Source organism: Clostridium beijerinckii (genome assembly GCF_018223745.1).
In the GTDB taxonomy this organism is placed as follows: Bacteria; Bacillota; Clostridia; order Clostridiales; family Clostridiaceae; genus Clostridium; species Clostridium beijerinckii.
Genome location: NZ_CP073653.1, coordinates 5,331,391 through 5,350,495 on the forward strand (window position 1 = coordinate 5,331,391; position 19,105 = coordinate 5,350,495).

Below are 19,105 nucleotides of genomic sequence, written 5' to 3' on the forward strand. Positions count from 1 at the left end.
ATTTTCACCATCTTTCTTACTAAATTAAAACACCATCAGTTCCAAGTTTATATCCGTTCATAGTTGCATCCGATAACATTTTTCCATTTTCGTCCAAGTAATACCAGTGCTTCCCATATTTTAACCAGCCTGTACTCATGCTCCCATCAGTTCCCAGGTGATACCAGTTTCCGTTATTAGAAATCCATCCAATTGACATTTCACCAGATTCTTTTAAATAATACCAATTCCCATCATCATTTACCCAGCCTGTTGACATTTCTCCATCTGATTGTAGGTAATACCAACTACTCCCTTCTTGCATCCATCCTGTTGCCATACTTCCATCAGAATTTAGGTAGTACCATTTTCCACTTATGTTAATCCAGCCAGTCCTCATAATACCGTTTTCATCAATTACATACCATTTTTCATTTACTTTAATCCAAGAATCTTTAACTTGTTTTCCCGATTCATCAAAAAATTGCCAACCCGACTTTGTTTTAATCCATCCACTTTTAATTACTGATTCATCACTTGAAGTATTGTCTTTATCACTAGTACTTCCTTCGCCACCATTACCTTCATTGCCATTATTTTCAGTTCCCAAATCCTTTTCATCACTAGTACTTGAAAATTCATTAATATTAGTTACATAACCATATTCTGTACCATTATCTCCCCAAGCAATTAAATTGTTACCATCGTAAACGTCTAAGTTGCTTATCTTTGCAGGAATTGTATACTTTTCATCAAAGCCATTTCCATTAAATTCATATATCTTTTTCAAGCCTAATACCCACAAGTTTCCTTTAGCATCTATAGAATAATATGGTCTTATTAAATTTCTTATTTCACCTGCATCCGTAACTGTTAATTTTTGTCCTTTAATTCTAGTTTCAATAGATGGATCATTAACCTTATATATCTTATTCCTACTAACCTTCAAATCATCATCACGTACAGTTTCGAATCCAACTTGATTTACTTGTATCTTATTATTGCCTCCGTCTTTATTGAATCTTATAACATATATGTTTCCATTCTTAGCGCATACATCTAAATTATACCAATCATTACTAAGTTTAGGCTGAATCCAAGATAGAAAATCAGATTCTCCATTCATTTCATATGCTGTAACTTCTTTAGGTGTATCTGCTCCATCAACTTTATCTCCTACAGCCTTAGAAATCTTTAAAATATACTTTTTGCTGTTTGTACCATCTGGATATGCAATGCTTATATCACTATCTGAAGTGAATTCTACATTTGCACTAACATAGATATAAGTTGAATCCTGTGTTAATAAATCTGACCCTACGTCTGTTAAATTAGCTACAATGTTCTCATTTCCATATTTTTCTCCAAATTTTTCTATTTTCTCTGTTTTAGTTTCTCCATTAACTGTATATATAAGTTTAATGTTTGCAAACTTAGAGACATCCATATATTTGCCAGAATTATTTACAAAGCCATAATATATTGGCTCCTTGTCATAATTTATTATAGCGTGTGTTCCGCTTGAAGTTTCTTCTCCAGTATTTGTGTCAGAACCAGTTGTGTTTTCTCCACTATTTGTCCCTGAATTGTTATCACCATCTTCATTATCTGTTTCTGAACCACTTGGAGCATCTTCTCCACTGCTATTTCCCGAATTACCTCTATCATCTTCATCTGTCGAAGAAGAGTTTTCCTCTGTTTTTACTAAAATATTGTCATCATAAGATATTATTATATTTCCATCTATCTTTGTATCAGATTTTATCTGAATTACTGGCTTTCCATCTTGCTCAATAACTTGTGCACCATATCCACAGTAATCTCTTATTCTTCCAGCTATGTATTCTGCTGTTGCTTCCACATCTCCATTATAAGTTTTTGCTTCTCCGTCAGATTCTAAATTACCAGATTCATCAGCTGTTATTGAAAACCAAAATTGATAAGTGTCTCCAAAGCTTGATGTTACATCATCACCCTTTTTTAATGTTATATTTCTCCATTCATGATCTGATTCTGCATTTATATCAATAGTTGTTGTATATTTTACAGCAGAATCTGTTGTCGTAGTTCCGTATACTGATTCTACTGTTTTAGAAATATAATTATCAGCAATCATATCTCTTACAGCACCGTTAGAATTTTTCGTATCATCCGATACATATTGAATATTTTTAGCAAGTGCCATTTTAGATTCTATTGAAATATCACTATTATGCCCCGTTATTACAGTTCCTTCTAATTTTTCATCAGATATTATTTGGATAACAGGACTTCCATTCTCTGTAGTCACCTCTGCATCATATCCACAATAATCTTTTAATCTTTTAGCTATATACTTTGATGCTGCAGTTATATCGCCATTATAGGTTTTTTCTATACCATCAGTTTCTTTATTAGTAGGATCATTACTTGTTACTGAAAACCAAAATTGATAGCTGTCTCCAAAGTCTGATGTTATTCCATCACCTTTTTTCAATGTAATATTATCCCATTCATCATTGGAATTTGTAGCTAAATTGATTATTGTTACATATTTAATAGCTTGTCCATAATTATAATCTGCAGTATATTTATACCATACATCACCAAAGGAACCTTTATTACTTGAAATTCTATCACCTAATTGAAGATAATCTGTTATATTACTGCCATATCTATTGGTTTCTTTTAATTTTTTTACTAAATCTCTTCTAATATCAAATTTTTGATCTTCTATATCTTCCCCTTCAAACTTTCCTGTTTGCAAATTAAATAGATCTTCCTTACCATTATTATCTAGTTCAATATACCTATTATCGTACTTTATAGAATCATCATATGCATCTGAATTCTCTAGTTCATTATACTTTCCATTATTGTAGTATATTGTTTGTTCTTCCCCATCAGTTCCTCTATACCCATCGTATAAATACTTATTTGAGTAAGCAACAGAAGCATTAAAATTCCCATCCTTTTCTTGCAATGCATCGGAAGCAAATGCAATTGGTGATGAACTAAGAGTAGTAACAATTGTTGTAATTGTTACTAGTGTTATTATTTTGTTAATTCTTTTAATCATGATATTATCTCCCCTACTATGTTATAGTTAAATTAGTATTTATATATAATTAATTTTCTTTCTAATATCTTGATTCTATTTAATAAATTTACATTTAAAACTAATTAACTATAAATTTATTTATTGTTAGATTTAATTTTTCAACCACTGAATTTAGTTCTTCTACAAATTCAAATATTTTTTGAATTTCACTAATTTGTCCATTAGCCCCGAAGGAAACTTGTTCTGTAGTTGCGGCTGTTTCTTCTGAAATAGCTGAAATATTTTCCATTGCTATTTTAGTTTTATCTTTACAATCAACTATTTTATTAATTGACATAACTATATCTTTTAATTGGTATGATATTTGGTTCATTCCTTCAAATATAACTTTAAAAGCCTCATCTGCACCATCAACTGCATCCATCTGTTCTTTTATTATAATTCTAGAATTACTTGCTTCTTTTACTACAATTCTTGTTTTATTTTCAATATTATTAATTATTTTATTAATTTGATCAGATGACTCTTTTGATCTATCAGCCAGTTTTCTAACTTCATCAGCAACAACAGCAAAACCTTTACCAGAATCTCCAGCTCTTGCTGCTTCGATTGCTGCATTTAATGCTAAAAGGTTAGTTTGCTCTGCAATACTACCAATTAACTCTATAATTTCTTTTATATCTTTTATATTTGTGTCTAAAGAGTTTATATCGCTAACAATTTTAGCTGAAACATTATTGGTTTCGTTGGCTTTATCTTTCAATGTATTAACTGATATAACAGCTTCTTTTTTCATTTTTTGTGTTTCCTCTAATACTAACCATACATTTTCTGTTTTCTTACTCACTATATTTATTCCATCAGATAATACGCTCATGAAATCAATTCCTTCATTAACACTAACAGCTTGATCCGAAGCACCTTTAGCAATTTCACTCATTGTAGCTGCGATTTCTTCTGAAGATGAGCAAGAATGCTCTGAAACCTGTGCAACTATTTTGGTGTTATTAAATACATTGTTAGTAATAGCTTTAACATCGCCAATTAAAACACTTATTTTACTCACCATCTCATTAAATGCACTTATTACTTCTCCGATTTCATCTTTACTACTATCTTCTATGTGCAAAGCTAAATTTCCATCTCTAGACTTTTTCATAAGTGAAACTAATTTTTCCAAAGGTTTTGATATGCTTCTTGATACTATTAATGCTACCAACATGGCTACCATAAACGAAACCAAACCAATTATTATAGTATTATTTGTTAGACTATTAGATTCAGAGTTTATATACGTGTACGGTATAACTCCTACTACATACCAGTCTGAACCGCTTAAAGGTGCATAAGATACTAGATTATTACCATCACTTGTTGAAAAAGAATTTTCTATCTTAGCACTTTTATCCTTGCTTTTAGCTGATTCTTTCTCTTGAATTTTCTCTATAATACTTTTATCTTTATATTCTGTTCCAATTAGACTTGATTCATCACTTAGAATAACAACTCCTTGTGAATCTAAAACAAATATATCAGAATTATCTCCTAAACTAATGTCTTTAAACAAATTAATAAATAATTTAGGATCCAATTCTTCTATAACTATTCCAAAGTTTTTACCTGTAGCCAAAGTATTCATTTGAACTGAAGCGTAGATTTTATATCCTGATGAACTTTTGTTTAATGACCATGTGAATTTTCCCTTTGACTTGCTAGATAAATCTGATAATTTCAACATTAAATCGTCAGATAGTTGATTTGAAAAACTTCCTATTTTTTCTTTGTCTGCACTGATAATTCCGAGGCCGGTCATATCACTTTTGGTTCCTACTTTATTTCTTATTAATTTATTTAACTCATTAATTTTATGATAATCAACAGTTTGTCCATTTTCGAAATAATCCTGAAAATCAGGTTCAGTAAATATTGACATAGCGAAGTTGGAGTTCTTATCCATTTCGCTTGATATATTTACTCCAATTTGCGCCATTATCTGAGATGAGAAATTTGAAATTTTATTATCGATTGAACTTTTAGATTGCACTATTATTGAAACCCCTACTATTAATAATGGAACTAAAACTAATAATCCATAAGAAGTTGTCAATCTAACTTTTATTTTAGAACCTCTCATAATGTTTTCACAGTAAAAAAAAATATTCTTTCCTTTATTGATAAAATCTATTTCTCTTTTATTATTTCTTTTTTTAAATTTAATCATCGGGCGATCACTCCCTCATTAATCCTTGCAAAACTTATAAATAGAATATGTACAATATTTTTTCAAGCTAAACCACCTCTTATCATATAACCTATCTAGTTTCCACAAATCAATCTTGCAGCACCATATATTCCAGCATCATTACCTAATTTGGCCAACTCAAATTTTGTATTTCTTGAACTATGAAATGCATTTCCTTTAAAATGCTTAGTAATACTTTCGATCAGAAAACTCCCATTTTTAGATACACCTCCACCAATCACAAATATATCTGGATCAATAACACATGAGATATTAGCTAAAGCTTTCCCCAATCTATTACCAAAATCATCTACCAATTCTAATGCTAATTCATCACCTGCCTTTGCAGAATCAAAAATATCTTTTGCTGATAAATTCTCAAAATTCTTTAAATCAGATTTTGTTTTCATAGTTTTTAAAGCCTTATTAGCTAAACTAACAATCCCTGTTGCAGATGCATATTGTTCTAAACATCCTTTATTTCCACATCCACAACATTCTGTCTCGTTATCAGAAACCTTTATATGACCAATTTCACCACCTGCACCATTTGATCCTGATATTATTTTTCCGTCAATAATTATTCCACCACCAACACCAGTTCCAAGTGTTATCATTACAGCATTTTTATAGCCTTTTCCTCCGCCTCTCCACATCTCTCCAAGTGCAGCCACATTTGCATCATTTGCAGCTTTAATAGGTAATTTTAATAATTTATTAACCTCATCTATTATGTTAAAAACTTTCCATCCAAGGTTTACACATTTAAGTACTGTTCCATCCTCTTTAACCGGTCCCGGTACACCTATGCCTATGCCCAATACCTCACTTTTGGAAATATTATTCTCATTAAGCTTATTTTCAAGTGTTTCTACAATATCTTTTATAATATATTTTCCTTCATCCTCTTTTCTTGTTCTAATCTCCCACTTTTCTAGCAATGTTCCTTCAGTCTTAAACAAACCAAGTTTAACGGTAGTTCCTCCAATATCTACACCAAATATATACTTTTCCATTTGGATAACTCCTTCCCCAATAAAAACCTTAATTAATTGATAAATTTATAAATTCGCGCTTCATAAGGTTCTAGCTCTATATTATTTACTGATTGATTTATATCTACATCATAATTTGAAATTAAAAGTTCTTTATATTTAAACTTACTTATACCATCAAAAATAAACTTTGCTTTGTTTTCTGTAAAATTGCAAATAACTAATACCATTTCATTTTCTAAAGTTCTTGTATAAGCAAATATTTCTTTATTTTCTTCTAAAATCAATTCATATTTTCCATACACAACTACTGGATTTGTTTTTCTAATTTTAATTAGACTTTTATAGTAATTGAATATAGAATTTTCATCATTTAATTGCGATTTCGCATTTATTTCTTTATAATTAGGATTTATTTTTATCCAAGTATTTCCGGTTGTAAAACCTGCATTTTCACTATCATCCCATTGAATTGGAGTACGTGCATTATCTCTACCTTTTTCATATATTGAATTCATTATATCTTCATGCTTATAACCTTGCTCTATTCTTTCTTCATACATATTAAGTGTTTCTATATCCTTATAGTCATTTAGTTCCTCAAATCTTATATTTGTCATGCCAAGTTCTTCGCCTTGATATATATACGGTGTTCCCTTCATTCCATGTAACAATGTAGCAAGCATTTTTGCACTTTCTACTCTATATTCTTTATCATTTCCCCACCTTGAAACTATTCTTGGAACATCGTGATTATTCCAGAACAAACTATTCCAACCTTTTCCTTCTAATTCTAACTGCCATCTTGACAACGCTTTCTTTAGATCTAATAATTCCAATGGTTTTAAATCCCATTTTTCCTTATTGGGTTGTTGATCCAATAAAATATGTTCAAACTGAAATACCATACTAAGCTCACTTCCATCTGGATTAGAATACTGTTCTGCTATTTCTGGATTGGAGCACCATGCTTCTCCAACCGTCAATAGATTTTTATCTCCAAAAGTTTTTCTATTCATTTCTTTAATATATTCATGAAGTTTTGGTCCATTTTCTTTTATCTTTTTATCTGGAACTTTACCTATAAGTTCTATTACATCCATTCTAAAGCCACCAATACCCTTATCAATCCAAAAATTCATCATATCATAAACTTTATTACGGACTTCCTCATTCTCCCAGTTCAAATCTGGCTGCTTTCTACTAAATAAATGTAAGTAATATTGTCCTGTGGTCTCATCATATTGCCATGCACTACCGCTAAATGTTGACTTTAAATCATTTGGTTCTTTCCCATTTACTGGATCTCTCCATATATAATAATCTCTATAATGATTATCCCTTGATTTTTTAGATTCAATAAACCACTTATGTTCATCAGAAGTATGATTAACCACTAAATCCATGAGAATTTTTATTCCTCTCTTATTTCCTTCTTTAATAAGTTCATCCATATCTTCCATTGTTCCAAATTCATCCATTATATCTTCATAATCACTTATATCATATCCATTATCGTCATTTGGCGATTTGTATACCGGAGATAGCCATATCACATCTATACCTAACTCCTTTAAATAATCTAACTTTTCTATTATTCCTCTTAAATCCCCGATTCCGTCCCCATTAGAATCTTTGAAACTCCTTGGGTATACCTGATATACTACACTTTCTTTCCACCATTCCTTATTCATAACTGCCTCCAATTAATATATTTTCAAATAATTTATGTTAGTAAGTCGCCTTACCAAAGGCCACTAAAATATTAAACTATCAATCTTCCTATTTATTAATTTAAATTACGATAATTATTATTTAATTTATTAAACGATTACTTAAGTATTGAGGGTTTTACTGCATCTTTTTTAATCATCCTATATGCTCAATTTATCTAATATGCGAGAATAATTTCACAAACTGCACCAAATAAATCTTTATCCAAATCTAATGTTTGCAAATCCCCTATGATCTTAGTTTTATTTTCATGTGAATTTATTATATTATAAATTTTATCTTTTATATCAAATCTTATTTGTGCTTCATTTAAAAAATCAAATATTTGTCTATCAATATTATTACAACTTAACTGCATGACATCTTTAAAGTCAATAACTAAATCTTTGAGTACATCAATTTGATTACATCTTATAATGATGCTATTCATTAAATTATCATAATCTTTTTCATAAATTACTTCTTTACCATCCGATATAACCATTATTTCTTTACAATCTTTAAATCCTATGAATTTAAAAGTATAATTTCTTTCCTTTGGTATAACAGAAAACTCTCCCATTACTGCTTTTACTACAAATCTAGTGGAGTCTCCCCACTCTAAATTCATTTCTGTTTCTGCATATCTTCCTTTTAAATATTCTAAAGTATTACCATCATCCTCATACATTTTAAATCTGCCATTATCACCTGCAAAAATTCTTACTTCAATATCTTTTGGATTATCTATCTGATTGTAGCAACTTTCCATATTTATCATTGGAATTATTGCTCCTGCCTTTGCAAGTACTGGTATTCTTCTAATATCCCTATATAAATTAATATATCTATTTCCAGAATAAATCATCCCATTAAATATATCTATATAAGTTCCCTCTGGCAGCCATGCTTTTACCTTTCCTCTTCCAGTTTTTCTGTTCATTGGATGTGTTATAGGACATACAATCAATTCTGATCCAAAATAATACTGATTTTGCACTTCATAAGCCTCATCATATTCAGAATTTTTATAATACATTGGTTGTACTAAAGGGATTCCGTCTTCACTAAAAATTCTATTCATTGTATAAATATACGGTACTAGACTATGTCGAAATCTTAAAAATTCATTCATTGTCTCATGAACAATGGAATTATATCTCCAAGGTTCCTTTCCATTAAAAACACTTGACGAACTATGAAGCCTCATGATTGGAGAAAATACTCCAAATTGTAGCCATCTTAATGCCATCTCATCATCTTTTACACCCAGCATATGTCCTCCGATATCATGACTCCACCACCCATATCCTGCATTAGATGCATTAGCTGTAAAGTAAGGCTGAAAATCCAAAGACTCCCAAGTTATAATACTATCTCCTGAAAATCCCACAGGATACCTATGACTCCCTATTCCTGCATATCTAGAAAAAGTAAGTGGTCTCTTTCCATTACGTTTATTGTCCAAAAAGTGATAATGGTTAAGCATCCATAATGGATCAAGACCTTCTATCTTTGAATCATTGCCTTGCTGCCAGTCAATCCACCAAAAATCTACTCCGTTTTCTTCATTTGGATGGTGTGCATATTTGAAATAAGCTTCCAAAAACTTTGAATCTGAAATATCAAACTCAATATTTTCTCCGTTTAAATAATCTATATTTAGATGTTTCGCCATATCAGTATACATTTCTTCATGGGCTCTTATTCCATCAGCTGGATGTACGTTTAATGTGACTCTCAAGTTATTTTCATGAAGCCACTTCATAAATCTCTTAGGGTCTGGAAATAGCTCTTTATTCCAAGTGTATCCGGTCCATCCACTTCCATACTTAGGATCTATATCTACTAGGTGCCAATCCATATCAATTACAGCTACTGAAAATGGTACTTTCTCTTCTTTAAATCTATCTAATAGTTTCTTATATTCTTCCTCATTATACCTATAGTATCTACTCCACCAATTTCCTAATGCATATCTAGGTAGGAGAGGAGTATTCCCGCATAGTTTAAAAAAATCTTTAAAACACTTAATATAATCCCTTCCATATCCCAAAAAATAAATATCTGTTATTTTTTTTCCCTTGTCTCAATCCATCCATCTTCTGTTAAAATTAACGATTCACTATCATCTATAATAGAAAATCCATCTTTTGAAATTAGACCTCTTTCCAAAGGAATTGCACCATCAGCTCCATCTAAAGTTCTTGCTGTGCCTTTTAAATCATTAATTTCTTCTCCGTAATGCCAAATACTATGATAATTACTTACATTTCCTCTCACTTTTATAGTTAATCCATTTTTTGAAAATTTCTTTTTGTCATAGATTAAATGAATATGATCAGTTATTATTTCTAAATTTTCCTCTTCATCAATTAATTTAAAACTTTGTGATATAAAATTTCTATTTAGCACTCTCTGAGTTGCTCTATCTTCAAATATTCCTTTATCATCATATTCTAATCTTATCATTTGAGATGTTAATACAGTAAATCTATATTTATCTCCTTTTACAACATTGTTATTATTACAAAATGGACTTGTATCAATTCTATATATATCCTTCATTATACTATGTCCTTTCTTTACTTCTTAAAATACTCTATTCCTTAACTGATCCCATAACCATTCCTGTGACAAAATATTTTTGTAAGAACGGATATATAATTAGCAATGGAATAGTTGATACAACGATTTTAGCTGCATTTAATGTTTTGTTAGAAATATCAGCAATGCTTTGTAACTGAGCCGGATTTGTTACCTTTGTAATATCCACTGTTAATTGTTGTATATAAGTTTGCAATGGATAATTTGCTGCCTTATTTATGTACAACAATCCACCAAAGAAATCATTCCAGTGTCCAACAATGCTAAACAATGAAATTGTTGCTAACGCAGGAAGCGAGATAGGAATATATATCTTAAATAAAATTTGCCATTTATTACATCCCTCTAATTCTGCCGCCTCTTCCAATGATTTTGGTACACTCTTAAAAAAGTTCATTAATAAAATTACATTAAATATAGGCACAGCACCTGGTAAAATTAGAGACCAGATAGTATCTAATAAATGTAGATTTTTTACAGTAATAAATATTGGTATCATTCCACCTGAAAACAACATCGCAAATATCATAAGGTTCATATAAATATTTCTAAAACGAAACTCTCGCTTACCTTTTGATAGTGGATACGCCATTAAAACCACTAATATTAAATTTAATGCTGTTCCTAGAATAACTCTTGATACTGAAATTCCAAAAGAACGCCAAAATTGACCTTCTTGCAATAATGTTTTATAGGATGATAAAGTAAAATCTACTGGAAGTAATCCCACTAAATTTCCCGCTGCTGCTGACTTATTACTGAAAGAAATAGCTACCATATTTATAAGTGGAAACAGGCATGCAGTTGTAAGTATTATTACAACACTCCATATAATTGCATCAGCTAGCCTGCTTCCAAACTTTTTTGACTTTAACATAATACTCCTCCTTTAAAATATTTGCATATTAGCAACTCTTTGAGATAATTTGTTAGCAGACAATAATAATATACATCCAACTACTGATTTTAATAGTCCTACTGCTGTTGCAAAACTATACTGCATTCCTACTAACCCTACACGATAAACATATGTATCAATGATATCTGCTGTTTGATAAACAATCGGATTATATAAATTAAATACTTGATCAAAGCCAGCATTTAAAATATTTCCTAAATTCATTGCTGTCATAAGCATAATTATAGGCATTATACCTGGCAGAGTCACATGTATTAGCTGCTTGAATCTATTTGCTCCATCTATAGCCGCTGCTTCATATAATCCAGAATCAATTCCGGTTAATGCCGCTAAATATACAATTGATCCATAACCGAATTCTTTCCATACATCTGTTCCTATTAATATAGGCCTAAACCAGGTATTGCTTGCAAGAAATAATGTTGGTTCATATCCAAACAATTTCAAAAATGCATTAACCGGGCCATCAAAGGAGAAAATATTGGCTACTACTACAGCTAAGACTGCCCATGATAGAAAATGTGGTAAATATACAATAGTTTGAATGGTTTTCTTAGCCCATTTTTTTCTTATTTCATTTAAAAGTAATGCAAATATAATTGGTATTATTGTGCTTAAGATAATTTTTCCTATAGCAATAACTAGTGTATTTCTTAAAATATTCATGCTATCTGGTATTTGAAGCATATATCTAAAATTATCAAGTCCAACCCACTTAGAACCTAGTATTCCTTTTGCCGGTAAATACTCTTGAAAAGCCATTATTATACCAAACATAGGAATAAAACTAAATATGAATAAAAATATCATACCAGGTGCCATCATAAGATGATAACTTAATTGTTTTTTCCCTTTTTTCATGAATCTCCCTGCCTTCCTTATTTGTAATGTAGAATATTAATTCTTCGATTGTAAGTTGGATGCAAATACTACTTGCATCCAAACTGTCAAATTAGTATTTATTTTTTTATAGCATCTTCAACCTCTTTTGTAATTTCATCTCCACCTGTACTCTTCCAAGTTGAAACAAAGACATCAAAAGAATCTATTGGTGCTTCACCTGTTACAATTTTTAAGAAGGTTTCATCTTGTAATTTTTGTAAATTGGCCCATTTTAATTTCATACTCTTTGTTTGTCCAAAAAATACTGGATTAACTTCATTTATCTTGGTCTCACTCATTAGTTTTGGGGCAACCATTCTTGACGTATAGCCACTCCATGCATCAGCACTTGGAGAATTTGAATTAGCTAAATAATCCTTACACTTTTCATAGTTTCCCTTATCAGCTCCTAAAGATTCCGGATCTTTTTCTCCTTTAAGTGCTAAATCAATATTTTTATACATATCAATTGTTGCATTATAATCATTAATAAGAATACCTACCGGTCTTACACCTGAATCAACACCCTGCTTTATATAATCCATAAGTTCTTGTTTTCCATAGTCTTCATATACCATCTTGTCATTAATAACACTAGCTATCTTTACTAATAATTCTGGATGCTCAAATCCTTTTTTAACAACATAAAATTCGCTTGCCGGATTTTGTGTATAAGTTGTATAAGACCCATCTGAATTTGTTGGTATTATATAAGGAACCCATTGTGCATTTGGATTTAGCTTCTTAGCATCATTTAATGGATAATCAGGTGCCCACCATGGTCCAAAGAAAGCGCCAGCTTGACCATTAACAATAAGTGAAGTAACATCATCACCTTGTCTTACTGCCATTTGTGGATCAATTAAACCTTTTTTAAACATTTCAGCAACTCTTCCTAATCCCTTTTTCATATTATTAGTTGTAGATCCAAATACAACTTTTCCATCCTCTTCAATCCATTGTCCTGGAAAAGCATTATACATTCCTAGAACGTTATCCATTTGAAATAATCCCCCATAAACTCCTCCTATATTAGAAGAAGCCACAAGACCAATTGTTTTTCCAGCTCCATTATTTCCTGGATCTTTTGTTACAAACTGCTGTAAGATATTTTCCACATCATCCATTGATTTAGGTGCTTGCAATCCCAATTTATCCATCCAATCTTGTCTAACCCAAAGCATTGTTGGCGCATTAGCACATTGAGTAGATGGCAATGCCATAAGTTTTCCATCAAATGTAGCACTTTCTAATGCTCTTCCATTATACGAATCATACATTTGTTTAATTTTATCTGTGGCACAGTTTTTGTAAGCATCAGTTAAATCTGCTATCATATCGCTATCTACTAATTGCTTTAATGTTGTTGAATCAACTTTCATAATATCTGGTATATCACCTGTAGCGACTGCCATTGATACCTTTTGATCATATGGATCTCCATTAGCTGCTTCAAATTCATCTTTATTCTGAACATTTAATACATCTTTTAAATATCTTGTATATGCATTATTTTCATAGGTATCTCCTTCTGGAAGACGCGGACTTCCAGGTGTATTTTTACCTATAGTATAAGTTACCAATTCATCGTATTTTCCATAAGGTGTAGTTACTGCCCCTGACTTATCTTTCGTTTCAGTCGTAGTTGCACCATCTTTATTTCCGCACCCCGTAAAGAACATAGCAATTGTAATAACTGCCATTCCAAAAGTTGTTATCCTTTTCATTGTTTGCGTTAAATTTCTTTTTAGCATCCCCATAAGCCTCCTAATTCATTAAAAAAATAATACTTTAACTGTAACTAGCTTTGGTTAAGTAATTTATACTGAAATTATAGCATTCAAGTAATTATCCGAATATACTAAAGATTTTTGATTTATATCAATTTTTTATGAATATGTAAACAACTACAAAAAGCAAGCTGTTTCAAAATGAAATTCATACCTCCATTTTAAAACAGCTATTTATCTAGTTAATCATTAAATTTATTCTTGTCTATTTCTACCGGGATACTCATTATCGCAACAGTTTTTTCATTTGGTATACTTATAAATCTCAAATCACAATTTTCACCATAAGTAAGTTTAATTCTATCATAAACATTTTTTACTCCATAACCTTTTGTTCTAGTTGTTAAAATTCTTTCGCAAATTTCACTCTTCATCCCCACTCCATTATCTTCAATTTCAAACACAATATCTGTTCCTTTTTGCTGTGCAGATATTCTTAACTTGCCTCTATTATTTCTTTTTTGATCAATACCATGACATATTGCATTCTCAACTAATGGCTGTAGTAATAAATTAATCATATAGTATCCCTTAATTTTATTATCAATATCAAAATCCACATCAAAATTATAATTATGCATCATGGATTGAATCTTAACATATGCTTCTGTATTATTTAATTCATTTTCTACTGTTATGATACTACTTCCTTTATTTAAAGATGTACGATAAAATGTTGATAATAGCTGAGCCATTTCACTAATTTCATCTTCTCCTGACCTAATTGCCTTCCAATTGATCAAAGACAAGCTATTGTAGAGAAAATGTGGGTTTATTTGAGCTTGTAATGCTTTCATTTCATATTTTCTTTTGGATATTTCGCTCTTATATACTTCTTGTATTAAAGTTTTTATTCTTACTATAAGCTTATCAAAACTATTAATTAAAACACCAATTTCATCTTCCGAATTGCTTTCTATTGTAACTTCCAAATGATCCATATTCATTTCCTTCATATTTTTAGTTAATTTTTCAATACGGTTCACTATTATATACGAAAGCCAATACCCTACAACTAAAATTATTAGAACACAAATCCCCATGATAAAGAATACAGTATAAATAATATTTTTAGATGATTCCACAATTAAATGCACGGGTTTGTAAAGATATGCAGTCCATCCAAGATCCTTCATATCAATTTTTATTAAAATATAATTTATATTATCATAAGTTATAGTATCTCCATCTATTTTCTTTAATTCAGTACTCGGCAATAAATAATCTTTACCATCATCATAGCTTCTATTCTCAAATACAACTTCATCATTTTTATCTACAACATAAATTCCACAATTAGTGCTTGATATATTATACAACGGCTGAAAAAAATTCTTAGAGTTTATTTTTACATATAGAATATTCTGTATATCATTATATCCTTTATTAATAAACTGAACCGCTAAAAAAACATTTTTTTCACTATCAATGAACCACTGAGGTTTATATTTTCCTAATACTTCTTTATACCAAATATTATTTTCAATAACCTCCATGGGCATTATATAATCGGAATGCTTTACTATATTATTACTAGTATATACAGTTATTTGTTGTATATCATTATGTAACGCTCTTAGCATATCAATATATGGATCCAGCATATTATGAAACTTATAATACATTTCATAATAACTTTTATATTCATGATTAATTACCTCTAAAATCATTGGGTTAAATGTAGTATAATCCAGTATATTGCTATACACATTCGCTGAGTTTTCGATTCCTATAACTGCTTCTGAAAAAGACTTTCTTAAATTCTCTCTTTCTTGATCTAAAAGTAAATTTTTCGTTTGCTGATAACAAAATAAACCTAGAATTATAATTGGAATAATACTAACTAAGAAGTAAGTCAAAATTATTTTATATCGAAATTTTAAATTTAGAAAAAATCTTTTTAACCTATTCATTATTTTCATCCTTTTGTCTATATTTTTCAGGTGTTAATCCATAGAATTCTTTAAAACTTTGGCAAAAATATGATGTATTACTATATCCCACGATATTACCAATATCTTTAATTCTTATATTTGTATTTTCTAACATATCTTTTGCTTTTTCCATACGATAATTTTTTATAAATACATTAATACCCACGCTTGTCTCTTTCTTAAACATACTGCTTAAATAGCTTGGTGCCATATACACATATTCCGCTAATATATCAAGAGATAAATCTTTTCCATAATTTTCATAAATATATGACTTAACTAGCTCTATCTCATGCCTATGATTAAAAGATTCCTTGGAAAATTGTTTTTCCATATTATCTATAACATTATTTAATATATCTCTTATTTCTTGAATTGTCCTGCTAGAATAAATCTTATCTATTTCTCCATCTAAATCTATTTCATTTGCTTCTTTCATTTCATTACAAATATTTCTATAAATATTTGTAAGAATAAACTTTACATATATTTGGGAAAAATCACTTTGCGCTGAAAATTTTTTTATTAAAAGATCAACACTAGATTTCAAACTACAAAAATCTCTAACTTTTATATGATGTTCTATATTTTTAAGTATAGTACTATCGAACTTTTCATCTGTTGATTCCAATGTCATCTCTACTTTTTTAGAAAAAATATACTTATCTGGTACAAAAAAACGTTGTTCCATAATATGTTCCATATTAGAATATTCTTCTGATATTATAGAAGGTGATGTAATTAAATTACTAATAGAAAAATAACAATCGACTCCATATTTTTCTGATATCACATTATGTATTTTCGTACAAGTATTTTCTAATACAGTTTCATCTATAAACTCATAGAAAAAAAATATTCCTTGATAGGGATTTAAATTCAAATAATCTGCTTTATCTTGGAAATCATCAAGAATTTCTTTTATAAATTCTTGATGATTATTAAAGAAATCCTTATCGAATTCCATCAAAATCATTCTCTTATACTTATTTACAAAATCCGTATAATTATCTAAAGAAAATCTCTCTCTAATGCTTTCTATAGGAATTCCGCTTATTACTTTTAATAAAACATGTTCTTTTTCGGTGAAATTTCTCCATTCTTTAGCTTGCTTTTCTTTATTTTCCTGTCCTATTTTTTCAATAACACTTTCGATTGTCTTTTTAAATTCTGCCTGGCTTATTGGTTTTAATATATAATCATTTACACCAAGGCTTATTGCTCTTTTTGCATACTCGAATTCACCAAAGCCACTAAAAATTATTATTTTTAGATCTGGATATATTAATTTAGCGTTTTGTGATAATTCAATTCCATCCATAAATGGCATCCTTACATCAGTTAATAAAACATCAACTGAATTTTTTTTCAAATATTCTAATGCTTCTTCGCCATCACTACATTCTTTTATATCAAAGTCAAAAGAAAATTTCTTGATTAAAAATATAATGCCCTCTCTCTCAATAAATTCATCATCAACAATTAAGATTTTAAACATAAACTTTCTCCCACATCTCCTTTTAAATTTTAATAAACGATTATTTCTATACATACTAAATAGATCCGAAATAATAATTAGCATTGCATTAATATAATATAACAAAATCCTACGTAATCGTTTAACCACATTGTTAATGTAACATATATACATTTTTTTGTCCATATCACTATTCAAAGTAGCGACATTTTAAATAGGATTCTTCTCCACTATATTCTTAAGCTATTTGTGTAGTTATAATTTCAAATCCTACTTACTTTGACTTAGTTTTAAAAAACGAAAATATTGATTTCTTTATCTTAACTTTTTTTCCAACGAAATTTATAATCTCATCATTAATCAGCTTTTTAGAGCTCTCTTTGAATATGTTTTCATTTATTATTTCATTATTATTATCATTTAATATATTTATAGCTTTTCTAAGTCCAGTAGTTCTGTTATCTATGTCATGAGCATCAGAACCAATAAAATTATATATATTATTCTCTAAAAATATATGCGTAGTTTTTCTATAAACTAACATTTGTTCACTATAAATTATCCTTGTCTTCATCATTTCCATAATAGTAAGAATATTTTCCTCTTGTATTCTCCACCGCATGTAATACTGTTCCTATTATATTAGCGCCTACTTTATCCAAAAGATTTTTTGCATCCATTACTATATCTCTTTTCGTTTCTCCCGCCCTTATAACTAAAATAGTCCCATCTACCTTTGTTGATAGTATTTGTGCATCTGTAACTGCTTTAAGCGGTGCTGTATCTAAAACCACTATATTGAATTCTACTTTTAATCTTTCTATTAAATTGCTCATAGCAGAAGATGATAACATTTCTGATGGATTTGGTGGAATCTTCCCTGATGTTAAAAAATAAAAATTATCATTCCTTTTTTGTACTGCTTCTTCAATGGCGGCCTTTCCAAGAAGAACTTCAGAAAGTCCAATCAAATTTGAGACTTTAAAATTTTTATGAACTGAGGGTTTTCGTAAATCGCAATCCACTAGTATCACTTTCTTTTCATTTTGAGCAAAAGATGCAGCAATATTTCCTGCAACTGTTGATTTTCCCTCTGCCATTTCTGCACTAGTAACAGCTATTGTTCTTATTTCCTTATCAAAGGAAGAATATTGTATATTAGTTCTCAATGTTCTATAAGCTTCTGCAACTATAGATTTAGGTTTATCTTCTACTATGAAGCCGGCATGAATTCTATTATCAACTACTGTTTTCTCTAATTTATATCTTTTCATTCTATCTGCTTTATAACTCCTCGCTTCTTCTAATTTATATCGTTTCATTATTTCTAGTGTATAGCCTTTTATTTTCTCTAGTAACGACATGATTTCACACCTTCCTAACGTCAAAATAAATTTGCTACATTAATAATTACAAAGTACAACTTGCATTTGTTTACAAATAATTTATTAACATAAACTTCATTTTTTAAGAGTAGATGATTTAATTTAATTATCTAGCGCATTAATTGATAAAAAATAGGAGTTC

Annotated in this window: 13 protein-coding genes; all 13 read right to left on the reverse strand. The window is 29.7% G+C overall.

Annotation, left to right across the window (positions count from 1 at the left end; all coding sequences use genetic code 11):
* Positions 1-19 precede the first annotated feature (19 nt).
* The 13 genes from KEC93_RS23715 to KEC93_RS23770 all read right to left on the reverse strand — a co-directional run bounded on the left by KEC93_RS23715 (position 20) and on the right by KEC93_RS23770 (position 18,852).
* Positions 20-3,037 carry a PspC-like choline-binding domain-containing protein gene (locus KEC93_RS23715; RefSeq protein ID WP_077867926.1) on the reverse strand — a complete coding sequence of 1,006 codons (3,018 nt, stop codon included), beginning with the start codon at positions 3,035-3,037 and terminating at the stop codon, positions 20-22.
* A gap of 100 nt (positions 3,038-3,137) precedes the next feature.
* A complete protein-coding gene (locus KEC93_RS23720) occupies positions 3,138-5,240 on the reverse strand; it encodes a methyl-accepting chemotaxis protein (RefSeq protein ID WP_077867927.1) in 2,103 nt (700 codons plus the stop codon).
* Between the two features lie 95 nt (positions 5,241-5,335).
* The gene (locus tag KEC93_RS23725) at positions 5,336-6,277 is read right to left on the reverse strand and encodes an ROK family glucokinase (RefSeq protein ID WP_077867928.1); all 942 of its coding nucleotides are present in this window, start codon (positions 6,275-6,277) and stop codon (positions 5,336-5,338) included.
* Between the two features lie 32 nt (positions 6,278-6,309).
* The gene (locus KEC93_RS23730; protein ID WP_077867929.1) at positions 6,310-7,950 is read right to left on the reverse strand and encodes a glycoside hydrolase family 13 protein; all 1,641 of its coding nucleotides are present in this window, start codon (positions 7,948-7,950) and stop codon (positions 6,310-6,312) included.
* A gap of 197 nt (positions 7,951-8,147) precedes the next feature.
* Positions 8,148-10,025 carry a glycoside hydrolase family 31 protein gene (locus KEC93_RS23735; RefSeq protein WP_337250453.1) on the reverse strand — a complete coding sequence of 626 codons (1,878 nt, stop codon included), beginning with the start codon at positions 10,023-10,025 and terminating at the stop codon, positions 8,148-8,150.
* 14 nt (positions 10,026-10,039) lie between these two features.
* Positions 10,040-10,537, reverse strand: a complete 498-nt coding sequence (locus KEC93_RS26860) for a hypothetical protein (RefSeq protein WP_337250454.1) — start codon at positions 10,535-10,537, stop codon at positions 10,040-10,042.
* A gap of 34 nt (positions 10,538-10,571) precedes the next feature.
* Positions 10,572-11,453, reverse strand: a complete 882-nt coding sequence (locus KEC93_RS23740) for a carbohydrate ABC transporter permease (RefSeq protein ID WP_077867930.1) — start codon at positions 11,451-11,453, stop codon at positions 10,572-10,574.
* Positions 11,454-11,465: 12 nt separating this feature from the next.
* Entirely contained in the window at positions 11,466-12,356 is an 891-nt protein-coding gene (locus KEC93_RS23745; protein ID WP_077867931.1) for an ABC transporter permease, read from the reverse strand.
* A gap of 98 nt (positions 12,357-12,454) precedes the next feature.
* The gene (locus tag KEC93_RS23750) at positions 12,455-14,131 is read right to left on the reverse strand and encodes an extracellular solute-binding protein (RefSeq protein ID WP_077867932.1); all 1,677 of its coding nucleotides are present in this window, start codon (positions 14,129-14,131) and stop codon (positions 12,455-12,457) included.
* 218 nt (positions 14,132-14,349) lie between these two features.
* Positions 14,350-16,080, reverse strand: a complete 1,731-nt coding sequence (locus tag KEC93_RS23755) for a sensor histidine kinase (protein WP_077867933.1) — start codon at positions 16,078-16,080, stop codon at positions 14,350-14,352.
* Entirely contained in the window at positions 16,073-17,599 is a 1,527-nt protein-coding gene (locus tag KEC93_RS23760) for a response regulator transcription factor (protein WP_077867934.1), read from the reverse strand. Before KEC93_RS23760 ends, KEC93_RS23755 begins: the two co-directional genes overlap by 8 nt.
* A 253-nt stretch (positions 17,600-17,852) precedes the next feature.
* Entirely contained in the window at positions 17,853-18,161 is a 309-nt protein-coding gene (locus KEC93_RS23765; protein WP_186826816.1) for a CpsB/CapC family capsule biosynthesis tyrosine phosphatase, read from the reverse strand.
* On the reverse strand, positions 18,130-18,852 hold the full coding sequence (locus KEC93_RS23770; RefSeq protein WP_012060895.1) for a CpsD/CapB family tyrosine-protein kinase: 723 nt from the start codon (positions 18,850-18,852) through the stop codon (positions 18,130-18,132). The genes KEC93_RS23765 and KEC93_RS23770 overlap by 32 nt, the downstream gene beginning before the upstream one ends.
* Positions 18,853-19,105: the final 253 nt, after the last annotated feature.